This window comes from Bradyrhizobium prioriisuperbiae, from assembly GCF_032397745.1.
In the GTDB taxonomy this organism is placed as follows: domain Bacteria; phylum Pseudomonadota; class Alphaproteobacteria; order Rhizobiales; family Xanthobacteraceae; genus Bradyrhizobium_A; species Bradyrhizobium_A prioriisuperbiae.
This window is the reverse complement of sequence record NZ_CP135921.1, coordinates 4,640,704-4,659,329: the sequence shown is the minus strand read 5'-3', so window position 1 is coordinate 4,659,329 and position 18,626 is coordinate 4,640,704. Positions and strand designations below refer to the sequence as shown.

14 protein-coding genes are annotated in these 18,626 nt (G+C 63.7%); 10 read left to right on the top strand and 4 right to left on the bottom strand.

All coding sequences use genetic code 11. From position 1 onward, the window contains the following. The first annotated feature begins 18 nt into the window (after positions 1-18). Positions 19-1,425, top strand: a complete 1,407-nt coding sequence (locus tag RS897_RS21910) for a TRAP transporter large permease (protein WP_315830817.1) — start codon at positions 19-21, stop codon at positions 1,423-1,425. Positions 1,426-1,640: 215 nt separating this feature from the next. On the opposite strand, the gene RS897_RS21905 is transcribed toward RS897_RS21910, so the two are convergent. Then, positions 1,641-2,804 (bottom strand): IS4 family transposase, encoded by a 1,164-nt coding sequence (locus RS897_RS21905; RefSeq protein WP_315838550.1) that lies wholly within the window; start codon positions 2,802-2,804, stop codon positions 1,641-1,643. Between the two features lie 147 nt (positions 2,805-2,951). After that, positions 2,952-3,647: an enoyl-CoA hydratase/isomerase family protein gene (locus RS897_RS21900; RefSeq protein ID WP_315830816.1), complete on the bottom strand. Its 696-nt coding sequence runs from the start codon at positions 3,645-3,647 to the stop codon at positions 2,952-2,954. 97 nt (positions 3,648-3,744) lie between these two features. Here RS897_RS21900 and RS897_RS21895 point away from each other — a divergent pair, with 97 nt between their 5' ends. From RS897_RS21895 to RS897_RS21875, 5 genes are all read left to right on the top strand, one after another. Then, positions 3,745-4,545, top strand: a complete 801-nt coding sequence (locus RS897_RS21895; protein WP_315830815.1) for an alpha/beta hydrolase — start codon at positions 3,745-3,747, stop codon at positions 4,543-4,545. Positions 4,546-4,948: 403 nt separating this feature from the next. Then, positions 4,949-6,970 carry a TRAP transporter permease gene (locus RS897_RS21890; protein WP_315830814.1) on the top strand — a complete coding sequence of 674 codons (2,022 nt, stop codon included), beginning with the start codon at positions 4,949-4,951 and terminating at the stop codon, positions 6,968-6,970. Positions 6,971-6,986: 16 nt separating this feature from the next. Further along, positions 6,987-7,952 carry a TAXI family TRAP transporter solute-binding subunit gene (locus RS897_RS21885; RefSeq protein WP_315830813.1) on the top strand — a complete coding sequence of 322 codons (966 nt, stop codon included), beginning with the start codon at positions 6,987-6,989 and terminating at the stop codon, positions 7,950-7,952. Between the two features lie 135 nt (positions 7,953-8,087). After that, positions 8,088-8,306 carry a hypothetical protein gene (locus tag RS897_RS21880; protein WP_315830812.1) on the top strand — a complete coding sequence of 73 codons (219 nt, stop codon included), beginning with the start codon at positions 8,088-8,090 and terminating at the stop codon, positions 8,304-8,306. A gap of 6 nt (positions 8,307-8,312) precedes the next feature. Further along, the gene (locus RS897_RS21875) at positions 8,313-8,624 is read left to right on the top strand and encodes a polyhydroxyalkanoic acid system family protein (RefSeq protein ID WP_315830811.1); all 312 of its coding nucleotides are present in this window, start codon (positions 8,313-8,315) and stop codon (positions 8,622-8,624) included. Positions 8,625-8,660: 36 nt separating this feature from the next. Here the strand turns inward: RS897_RS21875 and RS897_RS21870 are convergent, their stop codons facing one another. After that, positions 8,661-10,061: a trypsin-like serine peptidase gene (locus RS897_RS21870; RefSeq protein ID WP_315830810.1), complete on the bottom strand. Its 1,401-nt coding sequence runs from the start codon at positions 10,059-10,061 to the stop codon at positions 8,661-8,663. A gap of 73 nt (positions 10,062-10,134) precedes the next feature. Here RS897_RS21870 and RS897_RS21865 point away from each other — a divergent pair, with 73 nt between their 5' ends. From RS897_RS21865 to RS897_RS21850, 4 genes are read left to right on the top strand one after another with little or no spacing between them, the layout of a single operon-like run. Further along, on the top strand, positions 10,135-11,928 hold the full coding sequence (locus tag RS897_RS21865) for a trypsin-like serine peptidase (RefSeq protein WP_315830809.1): 1,794 nt from the start codon (positions 10,135-10,137) through the stop codon (positions 11,926-11,928). Continuing rightward, positions 11,925-12,989, top strand: a complete 1,065-nt coding sequence (locus tag RS897_RS21860; protein WP_315830808.1) for an AAA family ATPase — start codon at positions 11,925-11,927, stop codon at positions 12,987-12,989. The genes RS897_RS21865 and RS897_RS21860 overlap by 4 nt, the downstream gene beginning before the upstream one ends. Positions 12,990-12,993: 4 nt before the next feature. After that, positions 12,994-15,735 (top strand): hypothetical protein, encoded by a 2,742-nt coding sequence (locus RS897_RS21855; RefSeq protein ID WP_315830807.1) that lies wholly within the window; start codon positions 12,994-12,996, stop codon positions 15,733-15,735. Beyond that, the gene (locus RS897_RS21850) at positions 15,732-17,627 is read left to right on the top strand and encodes a WD40 repeat domain-containing protein (RefSeq protein WP_315830806.1); all 1,896 of its coding nucleotides are present in this window, start codon (positions 15,732-15,734) and stop codon (positions 17,625-17,627) included. The genes RS897_RS21855 and RS897_RS21850 overlap by 4 nt, the downstream gene beginning before the upstream one ends. A gap of 24 nt (positions 17,628-17,651) precedes the next feature. On the opposite strand, the gene RS897_RS21845 is transcribed toward RS897_RS21850, so the two are convergent. Further along, positions 17,652-18,581: a LysR family transcriptional regulator gene (locus RS897_RS21845; RefSeq protein WP_315830805.1), complete on the bottom strand. Its 930-nt coding sequence runs from the start codon at positions 18,579-18,581 to the stop codon at positions 17,652-17,654. Between the last annotated feature and the right edge of the window lie 45 nt (positions 18,582-18,626).

Here is an 18,626-nt window from a genome sequence, read left to right as displayed (position 1 = left end):
GGGGACAGGATACGCTCTATGTTTTCGCACGGCATCATGCCCCCGCTCATGTTCGGGACCATGGTCTTGTTCATGCTGATCGGGTTTCCGGTGGCCTTCTCGCTCGCCGCCGTCGGCCTGTTCTTCGGCATCTTGGGCATCGCCACCGGACATTTCGATCCGGCCTTCCTGCAGGCGCTGCCGTTCCGCTTCTACGGCATCATTTCCAACGACCTGCTGCTGTCGATTCCATTTTTTACCTTCATGGGCGCGATCCTGGAGCGCTGCGGCCTTGCGGAAGACCTGCTGGAAGGCACCGGGCAATTGTTCGGCAAGATTCCGGGCGGCTTGGCCTACGCAGTGATCATCGTCGGCGCCATTCTCGGCGCCATCACCGGCACCGTGGCGGCCTCGGTGATCGCCATGGGCGTGATCTCGCTGCCGATCATGATGCGCTATGGCTACGATATGAAGCTCGCCACCGGCGTGATCGCGGCGTCCGGCACCATTACGCAATTGATCCCGCCATCCCTGGTGCTGATCGTGCTTGCCGACCAGCTCGGACGCTCGGTCGGCGACATGTATCTCGGCGCCATCGGCCCCTCGATGCTGCAGGTGGTGATCTTCCTACTCTACATCGTATTCCTGTCGATCGCGCGGCCCAACGCGATGCCGCCGATCCCCGAGAGCGATCGCGAGCCGATGACCTGGAAACTGGTCAGCCGGGTGCTGTGGGGCATGATTCCCTCGATCGTGCTGATCTTCCTGGTGCTCGGCACCATCGGCCTCGGCCTCGCCACCCCCACTGAGGCCGGCGCGATGGGCGCGGTCGGCGCCATGGTGCTGGCGGCGATGCACCGCCGGCTGACCTGGCCGCTGGTCGAGCAAGCCATGACCTCCACCATGCGCATCACCTCGATGGTGGTGTTCATCCTGATCGGCTCGACCTGCTTCAGCCTGGTGTTCCAGGGCATGGACGGCGCGCGCTGGATCGAGCACCTGCTCACCGGCTTGCCGGGCGGCGTGGTCGGCTTCCTGATCTTCGTCAACATCTTCGTGTTCTTCCTGGCGTTCTTCCTCGATTTCTTCGAGATCGCCTTCATCATCATCCCGCTGTTGGCGCCGGTCGCCAGCAAACTGGGGATCGACCTCGTCTGGTTCGGCGTGCTGCTCTGCGTCAACATGCAGACCTCGTTCATGCATCCGCCGTTCGGTTTCGCGCTGTTCTATTTGCGCGGCATCGCGCCCCCGGAAGTGAAGAGCTCCGACATCTACTGGGGCGCGATCCCCTGGGTGTTCATGCAGATCATCCTGGTGATCGTGGTGATCGCCTGGCCGAGCTCGGTGACCTACTGGCTCGACAAGACCGTGATCGACACCTCCAAGGTGAAGATCGAGCTGCCCGAGATCGAACAGGCGCCGCTGTCGTTCGAGCCGTCGAAGTAGCGGCTTCGACGCACGCACACTTCACTCGCAATTATCCTCCGACATCTCGTCGCGACGATGAGCTGTTCCCTCCCCCCTTGTGGGGTAGGGAGGGGGGTGATGTGGCTCCGTAGCGTGTCGGTTCAGCTGCGCCCCGTGAATGATCTTGATTTCGGAATCCGGGATACCCCCCTCCCCGACCCTCCCCCACAAGGGCAGGGCTGTCCCGGGAAAAATCACGCATAGGTGAACCCCAGCTGATCGGGAGAGAACCTGGGTTTTGGCCTGCTCGGATTGACGGGTGGCGGGGTGTCAATTTCTGCGATCGGTTTTCGCATGAACAGGCGTTGGCAAACGAGCTCAGCGAAACGTAGCTGCAGCATCGGCAAGGAATTCAGACGCCGCGCGAGGCGCAGGAGCAGATAGGCGATCATCGCGGCTATGATTTGCAGCCGAATGGCGTTGTCGTTCTTGCCCATGAACTTGTGGAGGTTGAGATGCTGCTTGATCCAGCGGAACAGGAGCTCGATCTGCCAGCGGCTCTTGTAGAGAGCCGCAATCTCGACTGCCGTGCGTTCGAGATCGTTGGTGATGAGAGTGATCATTCCCCCTTTGTCACGCCTGACCTTGATGCGTCGCAATGGGATCGGCAGACTGGAATCGCCCTTGCTGGCGAGCGAGACATTGGCATCGGCGATGACTCTGAAGCCGTCGCCTATGGTCTTGCGCACGTACCGGGACTTTGTCATGCGCAAGCGCGTGTTCACCTTGACGCGGGTGACGAAGAAAGCCTTGGCAGCATTGATCTTCTTCCACCAGCCAAAGTGATAATAGCCCTTGTCGAAAACGTAGGTCGCACCGGCTTCCAGCTCCGTTTGACGGCCGATCTCGACGTCATTGACGGTCGCCGGCGTAATCTCGACACAACGCGGGACATCGTTCCCTGGATGATAGACGACGTGCATCTTCAGGCCGCGGATACGGCCATTCCATTCGGCCCATTCGCACATCTTGCCCAACGGCACCGGGCTCGAGTCGATCAACCGAACCATCTCGGCCCCTTCCACCCGCGTGTGTCGATCGGCCTTCTTTGCCAGCATCGCGAAAGTTTCCGCGAAAATACTCACCGGACGACGTGCATTCGCACGCGAGAGTGTCGAGCGAGGGGTCTTGCCTACACCCAAATGATAATGCTGATGGGAGTTTGCCTTAGAGGTCGCTTCCACAGCGCGCAGGCTCGTGACCCCGCCCAATTGGGCGCCCACCATCGCCACAAGATGATCCCAGCTTTTGAACGTCTTGTCGTAGGCATTACCGTTATGTCGCTCGACGATTTCCCGAAATTGTCGTCGATCAATCGGTTTGAGGAGCTCCCCAAAGATGCTATTCACGTATTGCATGCCCGGCCCTTTTCTGTGTCTCGACAACCAGAAAGTATCCGGTTCACGCTGGAGTCGCCGGGCATGCGCTGCGGCATAGTGAATCATTCCCGGGACAGCCCTGCCACAAGGGGGGAGGGAGCCGAAAGATTGTCGTTGCAGCAAAGGCTAGCCGAACGCCGACAAGAATGGATCGCTCTCCGACGCAGCCAACGCTCGCACCTCGGCGGCCAGGGCCCCACGCAGCTGCTGCTTGACCACGGCGAAGGCCGGTTGCGCAGCGAGATCGCGCGCGATGGTGACTGCAGTTTCGACGATGGTGCCGCGCTCGACCACTCCATCGATCACCGCATGCGCAACCAGGTCCTGCGGACTCAAAACACGGCTGGAGAGCGTCAGTTGCCGCAGCAGCCCCGCCGGCACCTCGTGTTTCATGATCGCCACTGGTCCTGCCGGAAACGGCACACCGGCGCGCGCTTCGGTGAGACCGAGGCGCGCCGCGCCGTCATCGACCGCCAGACGATGGTCGCAACAGAGCATCAGGATGAAACCGCCGCCCAGCGCATGGCCATTGACCGCGGCCACCAGCGGACACGGCAGCGCCAGCAGCGCCGCCGTCATGCGGGTGATGGCCAGCACCGTCTGCTTCCGCGTGGCGCCGTCACAGGACATGAATGCCTTGGTATCGACGCCGGCGCAAAACGCCTGGCCCGCCCCGGTGAGCACAACGGCCCGCGCCGGCGTGACCGCGAGACGGGTGAAGGTCGCATCCAGTTCTTCGATCATCGGCAGGTCCAGCGCATTGACCGGCGGCCGCGCCAGGGTGACGAGTGTCACATCGGATTGCTGGTCGATTGCGATCATGAATGGCTCCAATCATCGGATTGCGGTCTTGCGGCTGCCTTGTTTGTAACGGACGCTTGCCGGGATGATAAAGTTCATTTCGTTGGCGGGGAGCGCAGTGCTGCTCACCGCCCTCCTCCTTCAGGGATCAGCGAAAGCCGATCCGCAACCGGTGGATGCGGCCACCACCGCGCCCGGTGTGCCGGGCGAACGCACCATCGATCTGCCGCTGGCGGATGGCCTGACCCAGCGCGTGCTCTACGCCGCACCGGCGCACCCGCGCGCGACGGTGGTGATGCTGCCCGGCGGCGCCGGCGATGTCGGCCTCGACGATGACGGCGACCTGCGCCACGGCCACAACTTCGTGGTCCGCACCCGCGCGCTCTGGGTGGCACGCGGCTATGCAGTGGTGATTCCGGACACCATCGATCGCACCAACCTTCGTGGGCTGCGCAGCTCGCCGCAATATGCGGCGCTGGTCGGCGATCTCGCCCGGTTCGCGGCCGTGCAAGCCAAGGCCCCGGTGTTCCTGCTCGGCACCAGCCAGGGCTCGATCGCGGCCATGAATGGCGCGGCCCATGCGCCGGCCGGCCTGATCGCAGGCGTGATCCTCACCGAATCCGTGTCGCGGATGGGCGGCAGCCACGAGACGGTGTTCAGCGCCAGCCCCGAGGCGGTGCGCGTGCCGGCGCTGGTGGTCGCCAATCGCGACGACCGCTGCGATGTTGCCCGGCCCGAAGATGCGCCGCGCATCGCCGCGGCGATGACGGCCTCGCCCAAGGTCGACGTGTTGTATGTCAGCGGCGGCATCGACAGGTCGCGCCGGGACTGCGGATCGCTGACACCGCACGGCTACTATGGCATCGAAGCCGAGGTGATCGACGGCATCGGGCGCTGGATCGACATCAGGCTCAAGTAGGAATTGTCGCCTTCACACATCGTTAGTCCGGAGATTCCCGGCGAACTTGCTCCAGCAGTTCGTTTGATCGTTCCCTCCCCCCTTGTGGGGGAGGGTTAGGGAGGGGGGTGATGATAACTCCGCAGCGCATCGGATCGGATGCTTCGCGTGACTCGTCTTGATTTCGGAATGCTGGGTACCCCCCTCCCCAGCCCTCCCCCACAAGGGGGGAGGGAGCAGAGAATCATCGTCTCAGCATCAAAGCGGCACCGCTCGAAATCCACGACTCTTTAGACGGGCAAGCCGGGAGAATGACCCGTTTAAAGCTTGCCATGCCCCGTCAAATCCGCATCATACGGCGCAATTTGCCGGACCGGCATGCCATCACGCACAACAAGAAAATACGACTTCTGGGGGATATTTCATGACGGCAGATTCATCACCGCGCGGTGACGAAACCGTTGCGGTTTCGGACGAGGCGCTGCGCAAGGCCGAGGAATTCGTCCAGGCCGAAGAAGGCGCAACCAATCGGCTGATGGGTTGGGCCGGACGGATCTCGACGGCAATCGCCGTGGTCATGAGCCTGTTCCACCTCTACGCGGCCTACGCCATCGTGCCGACCCAGGAGTTGCGCTACACCCATGTGGCGTTCACTTTGGTGCTGAGCTTCCTGCTGTTTCCGGTGGCGGCACGGTTCCGCAACCGGGTGCGCTGGTGGGACATCGTCCCCGGCATCGTCGCGATTGCAACCATCACCTACGCGCTGTGGGGCGGCGACGATTTCCTCGATCGCGCCACCGTTCCCGACCACTGGGACGTGATCGTCGGCATCGCCTTCATCGTGCTGGTGCTGGAAGCGACACGCCGCACCACCGGGCCGATCATGCCGGTGGTGTCGCTGTTCTTCATCGCCTACGCCATGCTCGGCCCGCATCTGCCGGCGCCGTGGACCCACCGCGGCTATGACCTGGCGCGCATGGTCGGCCATCTGTTCATCACGCTGGAAGGCATCTTCGGCGTCGCGGTCGACGTGTCGGCCACGCTGATCATCCTGTTCACGATCTACGGCGCCTTCCTGCAGCAGTCCGGCGCCGGCAAGTTCTTCATCGATTTCTCGCTGGCGCTGATGGGCGGCAAGCCGAACAGCGCGGGACGCACCGTGGTGCTGTCCTCGTTCCTGCTCGGCGGACCCTCAGGCTCCGGCGTCGCCACCACGGTGATGATCGGCACCGTCGCGGCCCCGATGCTGGCCAAGGCCGGCTTCGAAAAGAATGCCGCCGGCGGATTGCTGGCGGCCGGCGGGCTCGGCGCCATCCTGTCGCCACCGGTGCTGGGGGCGGCGGCGTTCCTGATCGCCGAGTTCCTCAAGATCAGCTACCTCGACGTGATCTGGATGGCGACCATTCCGACCTGCCTTTATTACATGTCGCTGCTGTTCATGGTGGAGCTCGATGCCAAGCGCTTCGGCGCCCAGGACGTCTCCTTCAAGCAGGAGCTGTCGCTGTGGGAGATGACACGCCGCTACGGCTTCCATTTCATCTCGCTGCTCGCGGTCGTGGTGTTCATGCTGATCGGCTATTCGCCGTCGCTGTCGGTGTTCTACGCCATCGTGGTCACCTTCGCGCTGTCGTTCCTGCGCAAGGACACGGCGCTGGTTCCCAGCAAGCTGGTGAAGGCGCTGGCCGACGGCTCGATCGGCGCGCTCAATGCCGCCACCACCTGCGCCTGCGCCGGCATCGTGGTGGGCGTGGTGACGCTGACCGGACTCGGACTGAAGTTCTCTTCCATCGTGATCGCGTACGCCGGTGGCAGCCTCCTGCTCACCGCGATCTACACCTCGCTGATCGTCTGGATCATCGGCCTCGCGGTGCCGGTGACCGCGTCCTACATCATCTGCGCGGTGATCGCCGCGCCCGCGCTGATCAAGCTGGGCGTGCCTGATTACGCCGCGCACATGTTCATCTTCTATTATGCGGTGCTCTCCGAGGTCTCGCCGCCCACTGCGCTCTCCCCGTTCGCGGCCGCCGCCATCACCGGCGGCGACCCCTACCGCACCACGCTGCAGTCGTGGAAATACACCCTGCCCGCGTTCCTGGTGCCGTTCGTGTTCGTGCTCGATCCGCAGGGGCCTGGATTGCTGCTGGCGATCCCCAAGGGCGGCTCGTGGGTCGACATCGTGGAGATCACCATCAAGACCACCTTCGGCCTGCTGGCGCTCGCTGCCTTCGCCCAGAACTGGGCACTGCGACAAAATACCCTGATCGAACGCGGACTACTGCTTTTGTCGGGTCTGCTATTGGTGTTTCCGAGCTTGATCGAGGCGCTGCTGGAAGCGATCATAGGGCGCGACATCAGCTACACTTATCTGCCGGGCCTGATCATCGGTCTCGGCGTGGTCCTGTGGCAATTGAAAACGCCGGCGCCGACACGACCGGTGACAACATGAATGAGGGAGTGAACCGATGCTGACCAAACTGACAAGAACCGCCGTCGCGCTTGTGGTCGCGGCCGGACTGGCCGGCGCTGCCATTGCGCAGCAGAAGACCATGTCGATCGGCACCGGCGGCACCGGCGGCGTCTATTATCCGCTCGGCGGCGCCGTCGCCAACGTGCTGTCGAAGAACCTGCCCAATGTGCAGGCCACAGCCGAAGTCACCGGCGGCTCGGTCGACAATCTCAAGCTGATCGCCTCGGGCCAGAGCGAGATGGGCTTCACCATGGCCGATGCGGCGCTCGACGCCTTGCAGGGCCGGGACAAATTCAAAAGCGGCAAGGTGCCGCTGCAGACCCTGCTGGTGGTCTATCCCAACCGCATGCATGTGGTGACGGTGGAAGGCACCGGCATCGAGAAGATGTCAGACCTCAAAGGCAAGCGCGTCTCCACGGGATCGCCGGGCGGCGCCACCGAAGTGATGGCGTTCCGTGTCATCGAAGCGGCCGGCCTCGACAAGGACAAGGACATGAAGCGCGAGCGGCTCGGCGTCGCCGAGTCCGTCAACGCCATCAAGGACCGCAAGATCGATGCGTTCTTTTGGGTCGGCGGCATTCCGACCGCGGCGGTGACCGACCTCGCGGCCACCCCCGGCCTGAAGATGAAGCTGGTCGATCATGGCGACGTGGTCGAGAAGATGAACGCCAAATATGGCCCGCTCTACACGGCCTCCAAGATCAAGGCCGGCGCCTATCCGGGCACCGACAAGGACAACTCGATCGCGGAAGTCTGGAACATCATCGTCACTGGCGACAAGATGAGCAACGACGACGCCTACGCCATCGTCAAGACCCTGGTGGAGAAGAAGGCCGACATCGTCGCCGTGCACAAGGAAGCCGAAAGCTTCTCGCTGGACAACCAGATCCAGGCCCGCTCGCCGATCCCGTTCCACCCCGGCGCGCTGAAGTACTTCAAGGAAAAGGGCATCGGCGGCTGAACGGCGATTGGTTCCGTCGCGACGTCTCACACTTCTGCGTGATGGCCGGGCTCAAACCCGGCCATTTCCGTTTTAGCGCCCCGTCTTCCCAACGGCGCTTTCGTGATAGCCTGAAAGACCGCAGGAGCCGTTGACATGCGCCGACAGACATACGCCACCGCCGCACTTTTGATCCTCGTTTCGACCACCATGGCATTCGCCCGGCCGCCGACCACCACCACCTCGCCCGGTTACGATCGCCGGCTGCAGGAATCCCGGCGCCCCGCGCAGGAGGCGACGCAGCCCTATCTGCAGCCGCCCTCGCCATATCCGGGCGACCGCAGGCATCACCGCAAGCGCAAGGCGCGCAGGTAACGCGTCATGGCCCAGCCCTTCATCGTCTCGATTCCCCACAAGCTCGGCAAGGAAGAGGCCACCCGCCGCATGAAGGCCGGGCTCGGCAGCATCAAGTCGCAGTACGGCAAGGTGCTGCAGGTCAATGAGGAGATCTGGAGCGGCGACCGGCTGGCGTTCCGCATCACCGCGCTGAACCAGCAGGCCAGCGGCACCCTCGATGTCGCCGACGATCATGTCCGCCTCGAGGTGGTGCTGCCGTGGCTGCTGGCCGGCATCGCGCACGGCGCCCAGACCATGATCCGCGAGCGCGCCAACCGGATGCTGGAGAAGAAGTAGCGCGCGAAGGATCGCGCTCCCGCGCGATCATCGTGCTCACGCGAGCTTCTGCTCGGTCCGGTCTTTCGCGATAGCTGCGTCAACGGCGGCGATGACGTCCTGCATCGCCGCAAAGCTGTGCGCGAAATTGCGACCACGACGCTTGATGACGCCACCCGGACCATATTTGACCTCGTAACCGCCAAAATGGAGTCCAAGCATCAATGGCTTCTTCGCCTGATCGAAGCCCAGGATCGCCGACCCCGAACTCCCGCCAAGTGTCGTTGCGTCGTGCGCAATCGTCCGGGATTTCGTGTCACCGGCGACCGTGCCGGCCGGCAGCGCGATTTCGCCGGGCGACAGGCGTTTGAGGCTCACGGCGGAGCCGATCAGACTCAGAACGACGCTTTCCGGCAGATCGGATCGAGGGAACGCCGGCCCCGGATAACCGATCACGAAAACGTCCCTTCCCGCGACCGTCTGTTCCGCCGGCAACAAGAAGGATGGCAGAGGTGGGGGCAGCGCCTCGTCCGGTGCTCGCGCGAGTCTCAGGATCGCGAGGTCGAGTTTGGCCTTGTTATCGCCGAAAGGATCGATGTAATCCTCGCCCGCAAACACGATGGCTTCGATCGAATGAGCCGGACGCGGCACCGCTTCGCCGGTCTGATGGCCGAAACTGATGGTCGCCCCCTTGGGCGGACCGAAGGTCAATTTCTTTTCCTGCGGATTCTTGCACAACTCCTGCGCGACATGTCGATTGGTGACAGCATAACCCGGGCGGACAATCCAGCCCGTGCCGAGATGCTCCCCACCAAGATTGACACGCCCAACGCTTTGCGACGCGGCCTTGAGCGCGTCCGAAATGCCCTGAAGCTTTTTCGACCAGTCCCCGATCGTTGCATCATGAGGATCGAACGTATCGTCGCGCAGGAGGAGTGCGGGCCGGCTGCCATCAGCCACCGCGATCGCTTCAAGCGCGGCTTCCTCCGAAGGGGACAAATGTGCGGTCGCTCCTTCGGCCACGAGTTTTTCGCCGGCACGGCGGCCGGTCTCGATCAAGGCACGATCGCTATCGGTCATTTGTCCGCTGCCGCCGCGGACACGCGCGATATGATCCTGAAGCGCGGAGACCGAGGCATTCACGACGTCTGCGCCGACCGCCTCCGCCTCGATTGCTTCTGTCGCACCGGTCGTCTCCACTCCGCTCTCGGCGCGCGACCGGTTGATGGTGGCAAGCGTGCCAATGCGGCGGAATTTCCCAGCTGAACTGCTGCTCATCTGACCACCCCTCATTTGAAGCCGTGCACCTTTGAGATTGCACTGCTTTGAGCGACGTGTAAATTCTCCGTTCATCAACCTTTGATAAAATTCGATCCGGCGGAAAAATGGTTGGAAGCGGGCAGACGTTCCATCGGCTCGAACCGTTCGAGCCGCAGTTTCAGAGCGAGGGTAGGCCAATCACCGCCTCGCCGTTCAGGTCTGTCCGACTTCAGTGCACTTATAGTCAAGCGCCCGGCGGTGGAGCGCTCTGATGCCGCTTGGGCTTTCACAACTCCTGGCACCGTTGAGATCTGCCTGGTCCGGCCAGCAGAGCGCGCCAAAGGACAAACAGAACAACCTGCAGGCCCTCAATCCAAAAAGCAGGTTTGTTGCAGCCTCCGAACGCGAAACGCTCGAAGCCCGGCGGTTCGCCTGCGTTTGCTCCATCGTGGTTGGCAGCTCAGGCCGCGGCAGCGGATTCCTGATCGCGGAAGATCTGGTCATGACCAACTATCACGTGGTGTCCGACAAGGACGGCAAATTGTTCGCGCCCAGCCTGATCAAATGCCGCTTCAATTTCTTCACGGATGGTCAGTATGAAGACGACGAGCATAACTGGATCGCCCTGCCGCAAAGCGAGAAGGAGGCCTTCGTCGCGCTGAGCCCCACCGCCGCCGGCGACGTGGATTTCGGTCTCGATGACGACGACAGATACCTCGATCCCGTGACGAGAAAGCCTTTGTTCGACTACGCCATTCTGAAATTGACCTCACCCGTCGGAAAGTATGCGGGGCAAACGCCCCTAAATCCGGAGGTCCGGCCGCTTGGCTGGATCATGATGAAAGAGAACCGCACGGACCTTGCCAATCGGAAGTTCACGGTTTTCCAGTTTCCGGAGCGCATCGGAACAGGCGGTGGGTTCAGCCAGCAATCATTACAGACATCGGACACCAAGGAGTCAGAGCTCATTGCGAACGGCCTGCGCATGAAGTACGGCGCATCGACAGGCAGGGGATCCTCCGGCTCTCCCGTCTTCGACGACACGACGCTGGTCGGACTGCACAATGCCGGGAAAGAGAATGGTGGCAACACCAACAACCAGTTCATCCCGATCGACCGCATCCTTGCGGACCTCGCCGTCACATCGCCGGCGCTTCATGCCAAACTTATCGGCAGCGAACCGCCACCCATCGAAGTCCGCCGGATGGACGCGGGGCAACAACTGAGTAGCTGCACCCAGAGCGCGATCGACCAACGCGTCATGGCCGCCGTAAGTCTGATCGATCGCGACAAGCAGAATAACCTGATCCAGGCCAAGCTCCGCGGAAACGGTCCCGCGACCGTTCATGTGAATCACGTCTTGTGCCGGCAGAACGACGATCAAGTCAAAGAGTTCATCGAACGTATCATGATCGGCGTGGTGCAGGCAGAAGCGAAGAGCGCGCCGGACTTCATCGCGCGTTATCTCGGCGGATCGAAGGAGACTGAAGGCGCGGCTCCGCCCTGGAGGAGCTTTGGATTGAACTGGCCCGCCCCCAATACGCCGCCGCAGCAGGCGCGCGAGGAGATCGCGAATGAGTTCGGATCCTGGGCGATCGCCGAACGAACGCTTCTCGTGTACACAGTGAGTGATCTCGCCGAGCGTTCGCCGGACGAAGAGAGGATGTACATGGAAATCCTCGGCGAGGAGTGTGCAAAATATATTCTTGAAAAGAAAATCCATACGGCGAACGCCTGGCAGGCGCTTCAGGCCCTCGTGGTCTACGAGCATTTGCCGGTGGTCCAGGTCGATCTCGGCCGGATCGCACCATTGTGGACGCAAATGCCTCCGCGCCACTGCGGCGCGAGCTTCGCGCTGCCGAAAGTGACGCGCAACGACATCGAAGCGTGGCGAACGAACATCAACACCGCCTGGAAGAAAAGCAACACGCCGATTGAAATCCCCGCCGGGTTCAATCCCGGAGACAAATTCTACATGGCCGAGGTGATCGCCATGCTCAAAGGACCGATCACTAACGCCGCCATTGCCCAGATCCGCAGCGAAACGGAGATGAACACGCCATGACGATCTTCATGGAGCTCTCGTCCAGCCCTTCCGACATCAGCAGTTCGCAGTTGCTCGATAACGACGACCCCTCGGAAAAGGGCCGCATCTATCGGTTCACGCCGGCCATCGAGGCGGCGGTCGATGTGGCGATCGGATTGAAGAGACCGCTACTCGTCGCCGGTGAACCGGGATGCGGAAAAACCGAACTCGGCTACGCCGTCGCGCGGCGGCTCGGCATCGGGTCGCTGTACTTCTTCTCGACCAAATCGTCATCGGAAGCCCGCGAGCTTTTCTACACCTACGATGCGGTCGGGCGGTTTCGCGAAGCGCAACTGAACGCGACCAGAACACCGGAAGAGCGGGCGGCAGCGCCGCAAATGACGTCCGGCGACTTCATCCATTATCAGGGGCTCGGCCGGGCCATCCTGGACGCCCATCCGCGAGACCAAGTGAAGGATCTGCTGAAAGGCTCGGGACATGCGGCATCGCCCAACCAGCCGCGACGATCCGTCGTGATCATCGACGAGATCGACAAGGCACCGCGCGACTTCACTAACGATCTGCTGCGGGAGATCGAGGATATGAGTTTCCGAGTTCCCGAGCTCGGAAACAGGGCCGGCGAGCGCGACGCGACGCCGCCTGGTGATAAGATACCCACCGACCGCTGGCCGATCGTCATCGCGACATCAAATGAAGAAAGCCAGATGCCGGATGCGTTTTTGCGGCGCTGCGTGTTCCTCGCGATCGAGTTTCCCGAACCCAACGTTCTGAAGGAGATACTCGATCTCCACTTCGGCTCATCGGGCCGCGACGGTCCGTTTCCGGAGGTCGAGCGCGGCACACTGCTGACTTTGTTCGGCACACTGCGCAAAAGCGGCATGCAAAAAGATCCCGGTATCGCCGAACTGATCGATGCCGGCCGCATCGTGGCGGCACGTCCTTACGAAATGACGCTCGCGGCCTGGATGCCGCGGCTTGCCCCCGCACTCATCAAACTCAAATCGGACCTGCCGGTCTTCAAGGTCGCCCTCGATGCCCTGCCCGCCGCGCCGCCCCGCGTGGCCGTCATGACGACGTGACCACATGTCCGACGCGGCCGCTGCCCCCATCGCGATCAATCCCGACGAGCTCATCGTGGTGTACGAGACTGCGCGGCGGCTGAGCGAGAGCGGCGACCGCGCATGGCGCATGACGCCCGGCCAGCGCATCGACCTACATCGTCTCATCACCGACCTGCGAAGTCCCGGCGGCATTGCGGAACATGGCGCCAGCCCTGAGGTCTGGATCAATTATCTCGCCCCCATCCTCGCCGAAAACGGCGCCGCACGGCGCCTGCTGGCGGACGTTCTCGCCGGCTTCGCGCCCGAACCGCCCGCGCCTCAGCCACCGGAACCGCCGGAACCGACCAGCATCTGGAGGCTGGTCCGCATGGCCGCCGCGGGCGCGTTATCCCTGGCCGTCGTCATGCATTCCACACCCATCATCGAAGCCGTACCCGACCCGATCAAGAACTCGCGGCGGATCATCGTTCCTGTGCTTCGACCGTCCCCGCCGCCGACGGCAGATTTGGACAAGCGAGCTGCCGAAGCCTACGACCGTGCCATGGCGACCACCCGCCAACTTCTCGACACTCGCGCTGCAACGCAGAGCGGCGTAACGCCGCGCCTGTTGGCCGCCGCACATGCCGGCCGGACACCGCAACTCGGCACGTCAGATACGCTCCTGGTCGCTATGCTGCGCGGATGGCCGCTGCCGCCCGACGATGCGCTGACCGCCGACGCCCGCGGCATTACCAGTCTCAAACGGCTGACCGCCGAAATCGCCGCGATGTCTGCGAACTTGCCGCGCGTCCTGTTCGAAAGCCGCATCGTCGCGGACGACAAGGCGCTGCAGCCCGGCAGTCTCGCCGTGGCGACCGGCACGACGCCTGCATCCACTGCAGCGGCGCCGCTCCCCTGGTCGCGGGCGTGGCTCCTGCTCGCGGGCCTGCCGCTGCTGCTGTTCATTTTCTATGCGCCGTTCAGGTTTCGCCGCCGCACCAACGACGTGCTCGAACGTTGGAAGGATGAGGAGATGCGGGCGCTGGGCGGCCCCCCGGCGCTGGAAGGCATCCGGCAGGCCAGCGGCGCCGTCGACAGCCGCGCGCCGGAGCCATTCATCACGCGGGACAGCTTGCGTGCACTGATGCGCTACCGGCCCGTGGCCGGGCGCCGTCTCGATGCGCGCCGCAGCGTCACCGCCGTGCTGCGCCAGGCTGGCTACGCCGAGCCGGTGATGCGGCGCGTCCAGCGCATGGTCGATTATCTGGTCATCATCCAGCGCTGGCAGCCGCATGACCATGAGCGCCTGCGTGTCCGCCGCGTCATGGAAACGATGGCCAAACGCGGCCTGTCGATGAGCATCTACGATTACGAACGCGACCCGCTGTTCGTCCGCCGGGTGGTGGCGGCGCAGACGCGGGCCCACGTCGGCGGGCTGAACGGACGGGAGGAATTGCTCGCCTTGCCCTCGCTTCGCGATCTGCATCCCAATGCGCGCCTAATCCTGGTGACGGACGGGAGAGACCTCGTCGAGCGCATCACCGGACGGGTGCGCGAAGCCGTCGGCAAGGGCTTGTCGTTCTGGGAGGAACGGATGGTGCTGACGCCTGTGCCCGTCGGCGACTGGGGTGAGGTGGAGTTTGCGATGTCGCGCGACCTCAACGTCCCGCTCGGCCGCACGACACAGGACATGACGGCCGATCTTGCACAGGGCTTCCGGCTACCCTATGGGCGCGCCAGCCACCGCCTCGCACTTCAACGCGCCCGCGGCGTCATCGGGCTGGCAAAGCTCGACGTCTGGTGGAAGGCCATTGCGGACAAGTTTGGCTCCGGCGCCAGGGTTTCGTATGGCCCGCATCTGTTGCCCGACAGGGTGCTGCTCGTCACCGATCTCGCGCCGTCGCCCGAGAGCATCGCCGAGATCATCAGCGACCTGCGACGCTGGCTTGGGCCAAAAGGATTTCTCTGGCATGCGGGTTGCGCGATCTATCCGCAACTGCGCTTCGACTTGACGCAGCATATCGGCATGCATCTTCGCGCCGGCCCTCACCCGGAAGCACCGATGGTGTTCCGCGACACGCCGGGCGACCGCCGCATTTTCGAACGCCTGACCACGCTGCCCTGGTTCCGCACCGGACGCATGCCCGAATGGCTGCGCCGCGAAGTGTTGGCCGCGATCGACGGGGATGACCTCAAGCGCGCCTGCGAGGTCATTCGCGCGCTGTTCACACCGCGGACAGGCGAAGCCCCGGGGCCGCTGGCGATCTGGTGGCCGCGCACCGGCGCGCTGGCGCTGCCTCCGGACGCGGTGATGGTGCGTGCTCTTGCCGGAAACGTGAATCTTGAACCGCCCCCCGTCACACCCGAGCGGGAAGCCTTGCTGCGCGCCGCCGCCGGCCGCGCCGTTCTCCGGCGCGAAGCCGGCATCGCGGCGCTGATCGCCGGCGCCGGCATCGGCGCCGCATCGCTCGTCCCCGATTTCCGCACCAGCCCGCATCCGATAGGAGCCTGGTTTCCACTGTTCGTCTTCGTGTTGTTCTGCCTGGTCACCGCGGGCGTTTGCATCCTGCTGCGCCGTTCACTGCCGTACCAGCCAAGGCTGCTTCCATCCCTGTCACCTCAGCGACCTGCCGGCGTGTCGGACACGTCATCCACTCCCGCTCCGCCCGCAGCGAGCGGTGAGCCGGAATCGCAATCGCCCCCCCGCGAGACGTCCCAGACCGAACGCCGCGAGGAGACGCCCGAAACGCCCGCCGGATCACCGTCGGAAAGGCCGCCCGCATGACCGATGTGACCCCGCGCACCTCCGGACCACGCTGGGCGGAGCTGATCGGCATCACGCTCGCCCACCTTCGCATCAATGCGACTTTTGCGGTCATGATCGTCAAGCGGGCGCCGATCCTGACGGCGGGCGTGGTCGGCCTGCTCGGCGGGTTGTGGATCGCGCAATGGTCGCAACAGTGGATCGCGGATAGCGCACCACTGGCCGCGCGCACCCCAGGGACAAGACTGGCGGCAATGAGCGGGATGCATTGGTTCGCGAACGACACCGCCGTCGTGTTTATGGATGATCGCAGAGCGTCAACCTTTGTTCAGCCCAGCGGCACCATTCCCTCGTCATCCGCTTTTGTCGGGTCCGCTCCGCTGCCGCTGGCTCCCATTCTGACGGGTGCTCGTGCCGAACTCGCCGCCTCCATCGCGCAGCCGGCGGACGATGGCGCCCTGGTCGCCCGCACGACCTCGTTCGAACTCGTGATACCGGGCGGACTGGCTGTGGTCGACGACGACGGTGCACTCTATGTCACAGGTGCAACTCGCCTGCGCAATCCGGACAGGAGCAACGAACGCGGCATCGTGGCGATCGCACCCGACCCGCGAACCGTCTGGCGGACATCGGCCTCCAACGCACAATCCCAGCCCGATCAAGCCAGGCAACCCGTGCGCTTCGAGCCTGCGCTGCCCTGGGATACGACGGTGACGGCGATGATTGCCCTCCCCAGTCCAGGCCGGATCGCTGTCGGTGGCATCGATGGCCGCATCGCCTTCATCCGGGAGGACCGCACGCCAATCGTGAGTGCAGAACAAACTGCCGCCAGAAAAGGGGCAGGAAGCCACGGGGCGGCGGTGGTGGCGCTCGCCACTGCCGGGGCGTGGAGTCTGGATGAAAGCCGGGCACAGCTCGCTTCAGCCGCCAGCGACGGATCGATCAAGGCCTGGTATCCGGCGCGCTCCTCGGGCGCGATCGTATCGCAAGACATTCTGTTTCCCGAAGGCACGCCCCCACCTCTGCTGGCGCCCGACAGCCTGGAGATGTCGGACGACGGTCGATTGCTGACCGTTCGCACATCCAACGGAGACATCTACGTTGCGCGCCTGGAGAGGCGCGGCCTGACCGGCCCCGCGGCTGCCTTGCCATCCCCCTCGATGACCATGGTACGGCTGCCGCTTGATGTTGAGGCCACCGCATCGGCGCTGTCGTCACGGCTCGGGACGCGACTTTACGTGGCGGCACAGGACTGTTCGATCAGGGAGATAGATCTCGGCAACGTCGCGATGTTCGCGGGATCCAGCAGCTTGGCCACACGCATTCCTTCGATCTCCGTGACATCGACGCTGTGGGGCCATGGCGGACCGATCAGCCGCCTCGCGGTCTCACACAACGAACAATATCTCGCCGCCGCGAGCCTCGATGGTCGTGTGCGCATTCATCATCTGTCATCGCTGCGGCGCGTCGCCGCCCTGCCATTTGCCGATCTTCCAACCGGACCAGGCTGCGCCAGCACGGCGGCGCTGCCGCTACCGTCGCCGCGCACCACGCCGCCAACTGAGCAGGTCACCCCCCAACAAGCTCCGCAGCTGACGATGCTTCCGGCCGGCCCCAACGTGACGATCCGGTTTGCCGGGAGCATTGAGCGCCCCGTTATGGTGCAATTTGCCGACTCGCTGCTGCAGACGGGTTGGAACATTCAGGGCGCAGATCAAGGCGGCGAGCAACGTCCTGAGGCCGCAAATGTGAACGAGGTCCGTTTTGGTCCGCGTGGCGACGGCGCGCTTGCCGAACGTCTTGCGGCCGTGGCGAGCAGCGCGCGATCAGCAGGTATCCCGGGCCGCCCGTTGCGTGCGGTCATGGTTAAGACGATAGAAAATACGGACCTTGAGATCTGGATCAGTCGGTAAGCGCATGTGGACCGCTTGGGTCCGTCAGCCCTGCTCGGCCTGCATGATCTTGCCGGCCAGCCAGTCGAGCCCGGGATCGGCGAGCGAGCGCGCATGCCGCACCAGGCTGATCGTAAAGGCGTCGATCTTCACCGGCGCCTCGAACACCTTGAGCCCGAGCTGCGGGGCATATTTGGCGGCCAGCCGTGCCGGCACGGTGGCGGCGAGATCGCTTTGCGCCACCGCCGTCATCGCCGTCATGAACATCGGCACACTCGCCACCACGCGCCGCTTCAGGCGGCGGCGTTTCAGCGCCTGGTCGACCATGCCCCAGTAGCCGCCGCGGAACGAGACCAGGATGTGGTCCAGCGCCAGATAGGCCTCCAGGCCCAGTTTGCCGGCGCGCGCAAGCGGATGATGTTTGCGCACCACAACGACGAAACTTTCCTCGAACACCGGCGTCGCCTGAAAATCATCGGGCAGATTCCAGATCCGTCCGATCGCAAGGTCGAGGTCGTTGCTCCTCAGCGCATTCAAGCTCTCGACGCCGACCGCGAACTGGAACGCGACACGGCAGCCCGGCGCCTCCCGCCGCAACAGGCCAAGCAACGGCGGGGTGATCACGCCGCCGACCAGGTCGTTGCCGGCAAGCCGGAACGAGCGGGTGGATGACGTTGGGTCGAACTGCGTCGGGACATCGAGCGCCTCCTGCGCCATCCGCAGGATCGTCTCCACCTTGGGCAACAGCTCCATGGCGCGGAATGTCGGTTCCAGGCCGTTGGGCCGGCGCATGAACAGCGGATCGGCGAACACCTCACGCAGCCGCGCCAGCGCATGGCTGATCGCCGATTGGCTGAGGCGAAGCTGCGCGGCGACCGCCGTGGTCTTCTGCAGCCGGACCAGATCGCGAAAAATCATCAGCATTGAAAAATCCAGCCGCCGCAGCTTGATCTGATCGATATCGATTTTGTTCATATCGCTTATCCAGCGTTTTCATTTGAATGAATAATAGCCGCCTTG

Bases quoted from the DNA above. Each gene is read 5' to 3' on its own strand.
- RS897_RS21890 (WP_315830814.1), top strand. From the start codon at position 4,949: ATGACGGCAGATTCATCACCGCGCGGTGACGAAACCGTTGCGGTTTCG.
- RS897_RS21875 (WP_315830811.1), top strand. From the start codon at position 8,313: ATGGCCCAGCCCTTCATCGTCTCGATTCCCCACAAGCTCGGCAAGGAA.
- RS897_RS21860 (WP_315830808.1), top strand. From the start codon at position 11,925: ATGACGATCTTCATGGAGCTCTCGTCCAGCCCTTCCGACATCAGCAGT.
- RS897_RS21880 (WP_315830812.1), top strand. From the start codon at position 8,088: ATGCGCCGACAGACATACGCCACCGCCGCACTTTTGATCCTCGTTTCG.
- RS897_RS21855 (WP_315830807.1), top strand. From the start codon at position 12,994: ATGTCCGACGCGGCCGCTGCCCCCATCGCGATCAATCCCGACGAGCTC.
- RS897_RS21900 (WP_315830816.1), bottom strand. From the start codon at position 3,647: ATGATCGCAATCGACCAGCAATCCGATGTGACACTCGTCACCCTGGCG.
- RS897_RS21850 (WP_315830806.1), top strand. From the start codon at position 15,732: ATGACCGATGTGACCCCGCGCACCTCCGGACCACGCTGGGCGGAGCTG.
- RS897_RS21885 (WP_315830813.1), top strand. From the start codon at position 6,987: ATGCTGACCAAACTGACAAGAACCGCCGTCGCGCTTGTGGTCGCGGCC.
- RS897_RS21845 (WP_315830805.1), bottom strand. From the start codon at position 18,581: ATGAACAAAATCGATATCGATCAGATCAAGCTGCGGCGGCTGGATTTT.
- RS897_RS21865 (WP_315830809.1), top strand. From the start codon at position 10,135: ATGCCGCTTGGGCTTTCACAACTCCTGGCACCGTTGAGATCTGCCTGG.
- RS897_RS21905 (WP_315838550.1), bottom strand. From the start codon at position 2,804: ATGCAATACGTGAATAGCATCTTTGGGGAGCTCCTCAAACCGATTGAT.
- RS897_RS21910 (WP_315830817.1), top strand. From the start codon at position 19: ATGTTTTCGCACGGCATCATGCCCCCGCTCATGTTCGGGACCATGGTC.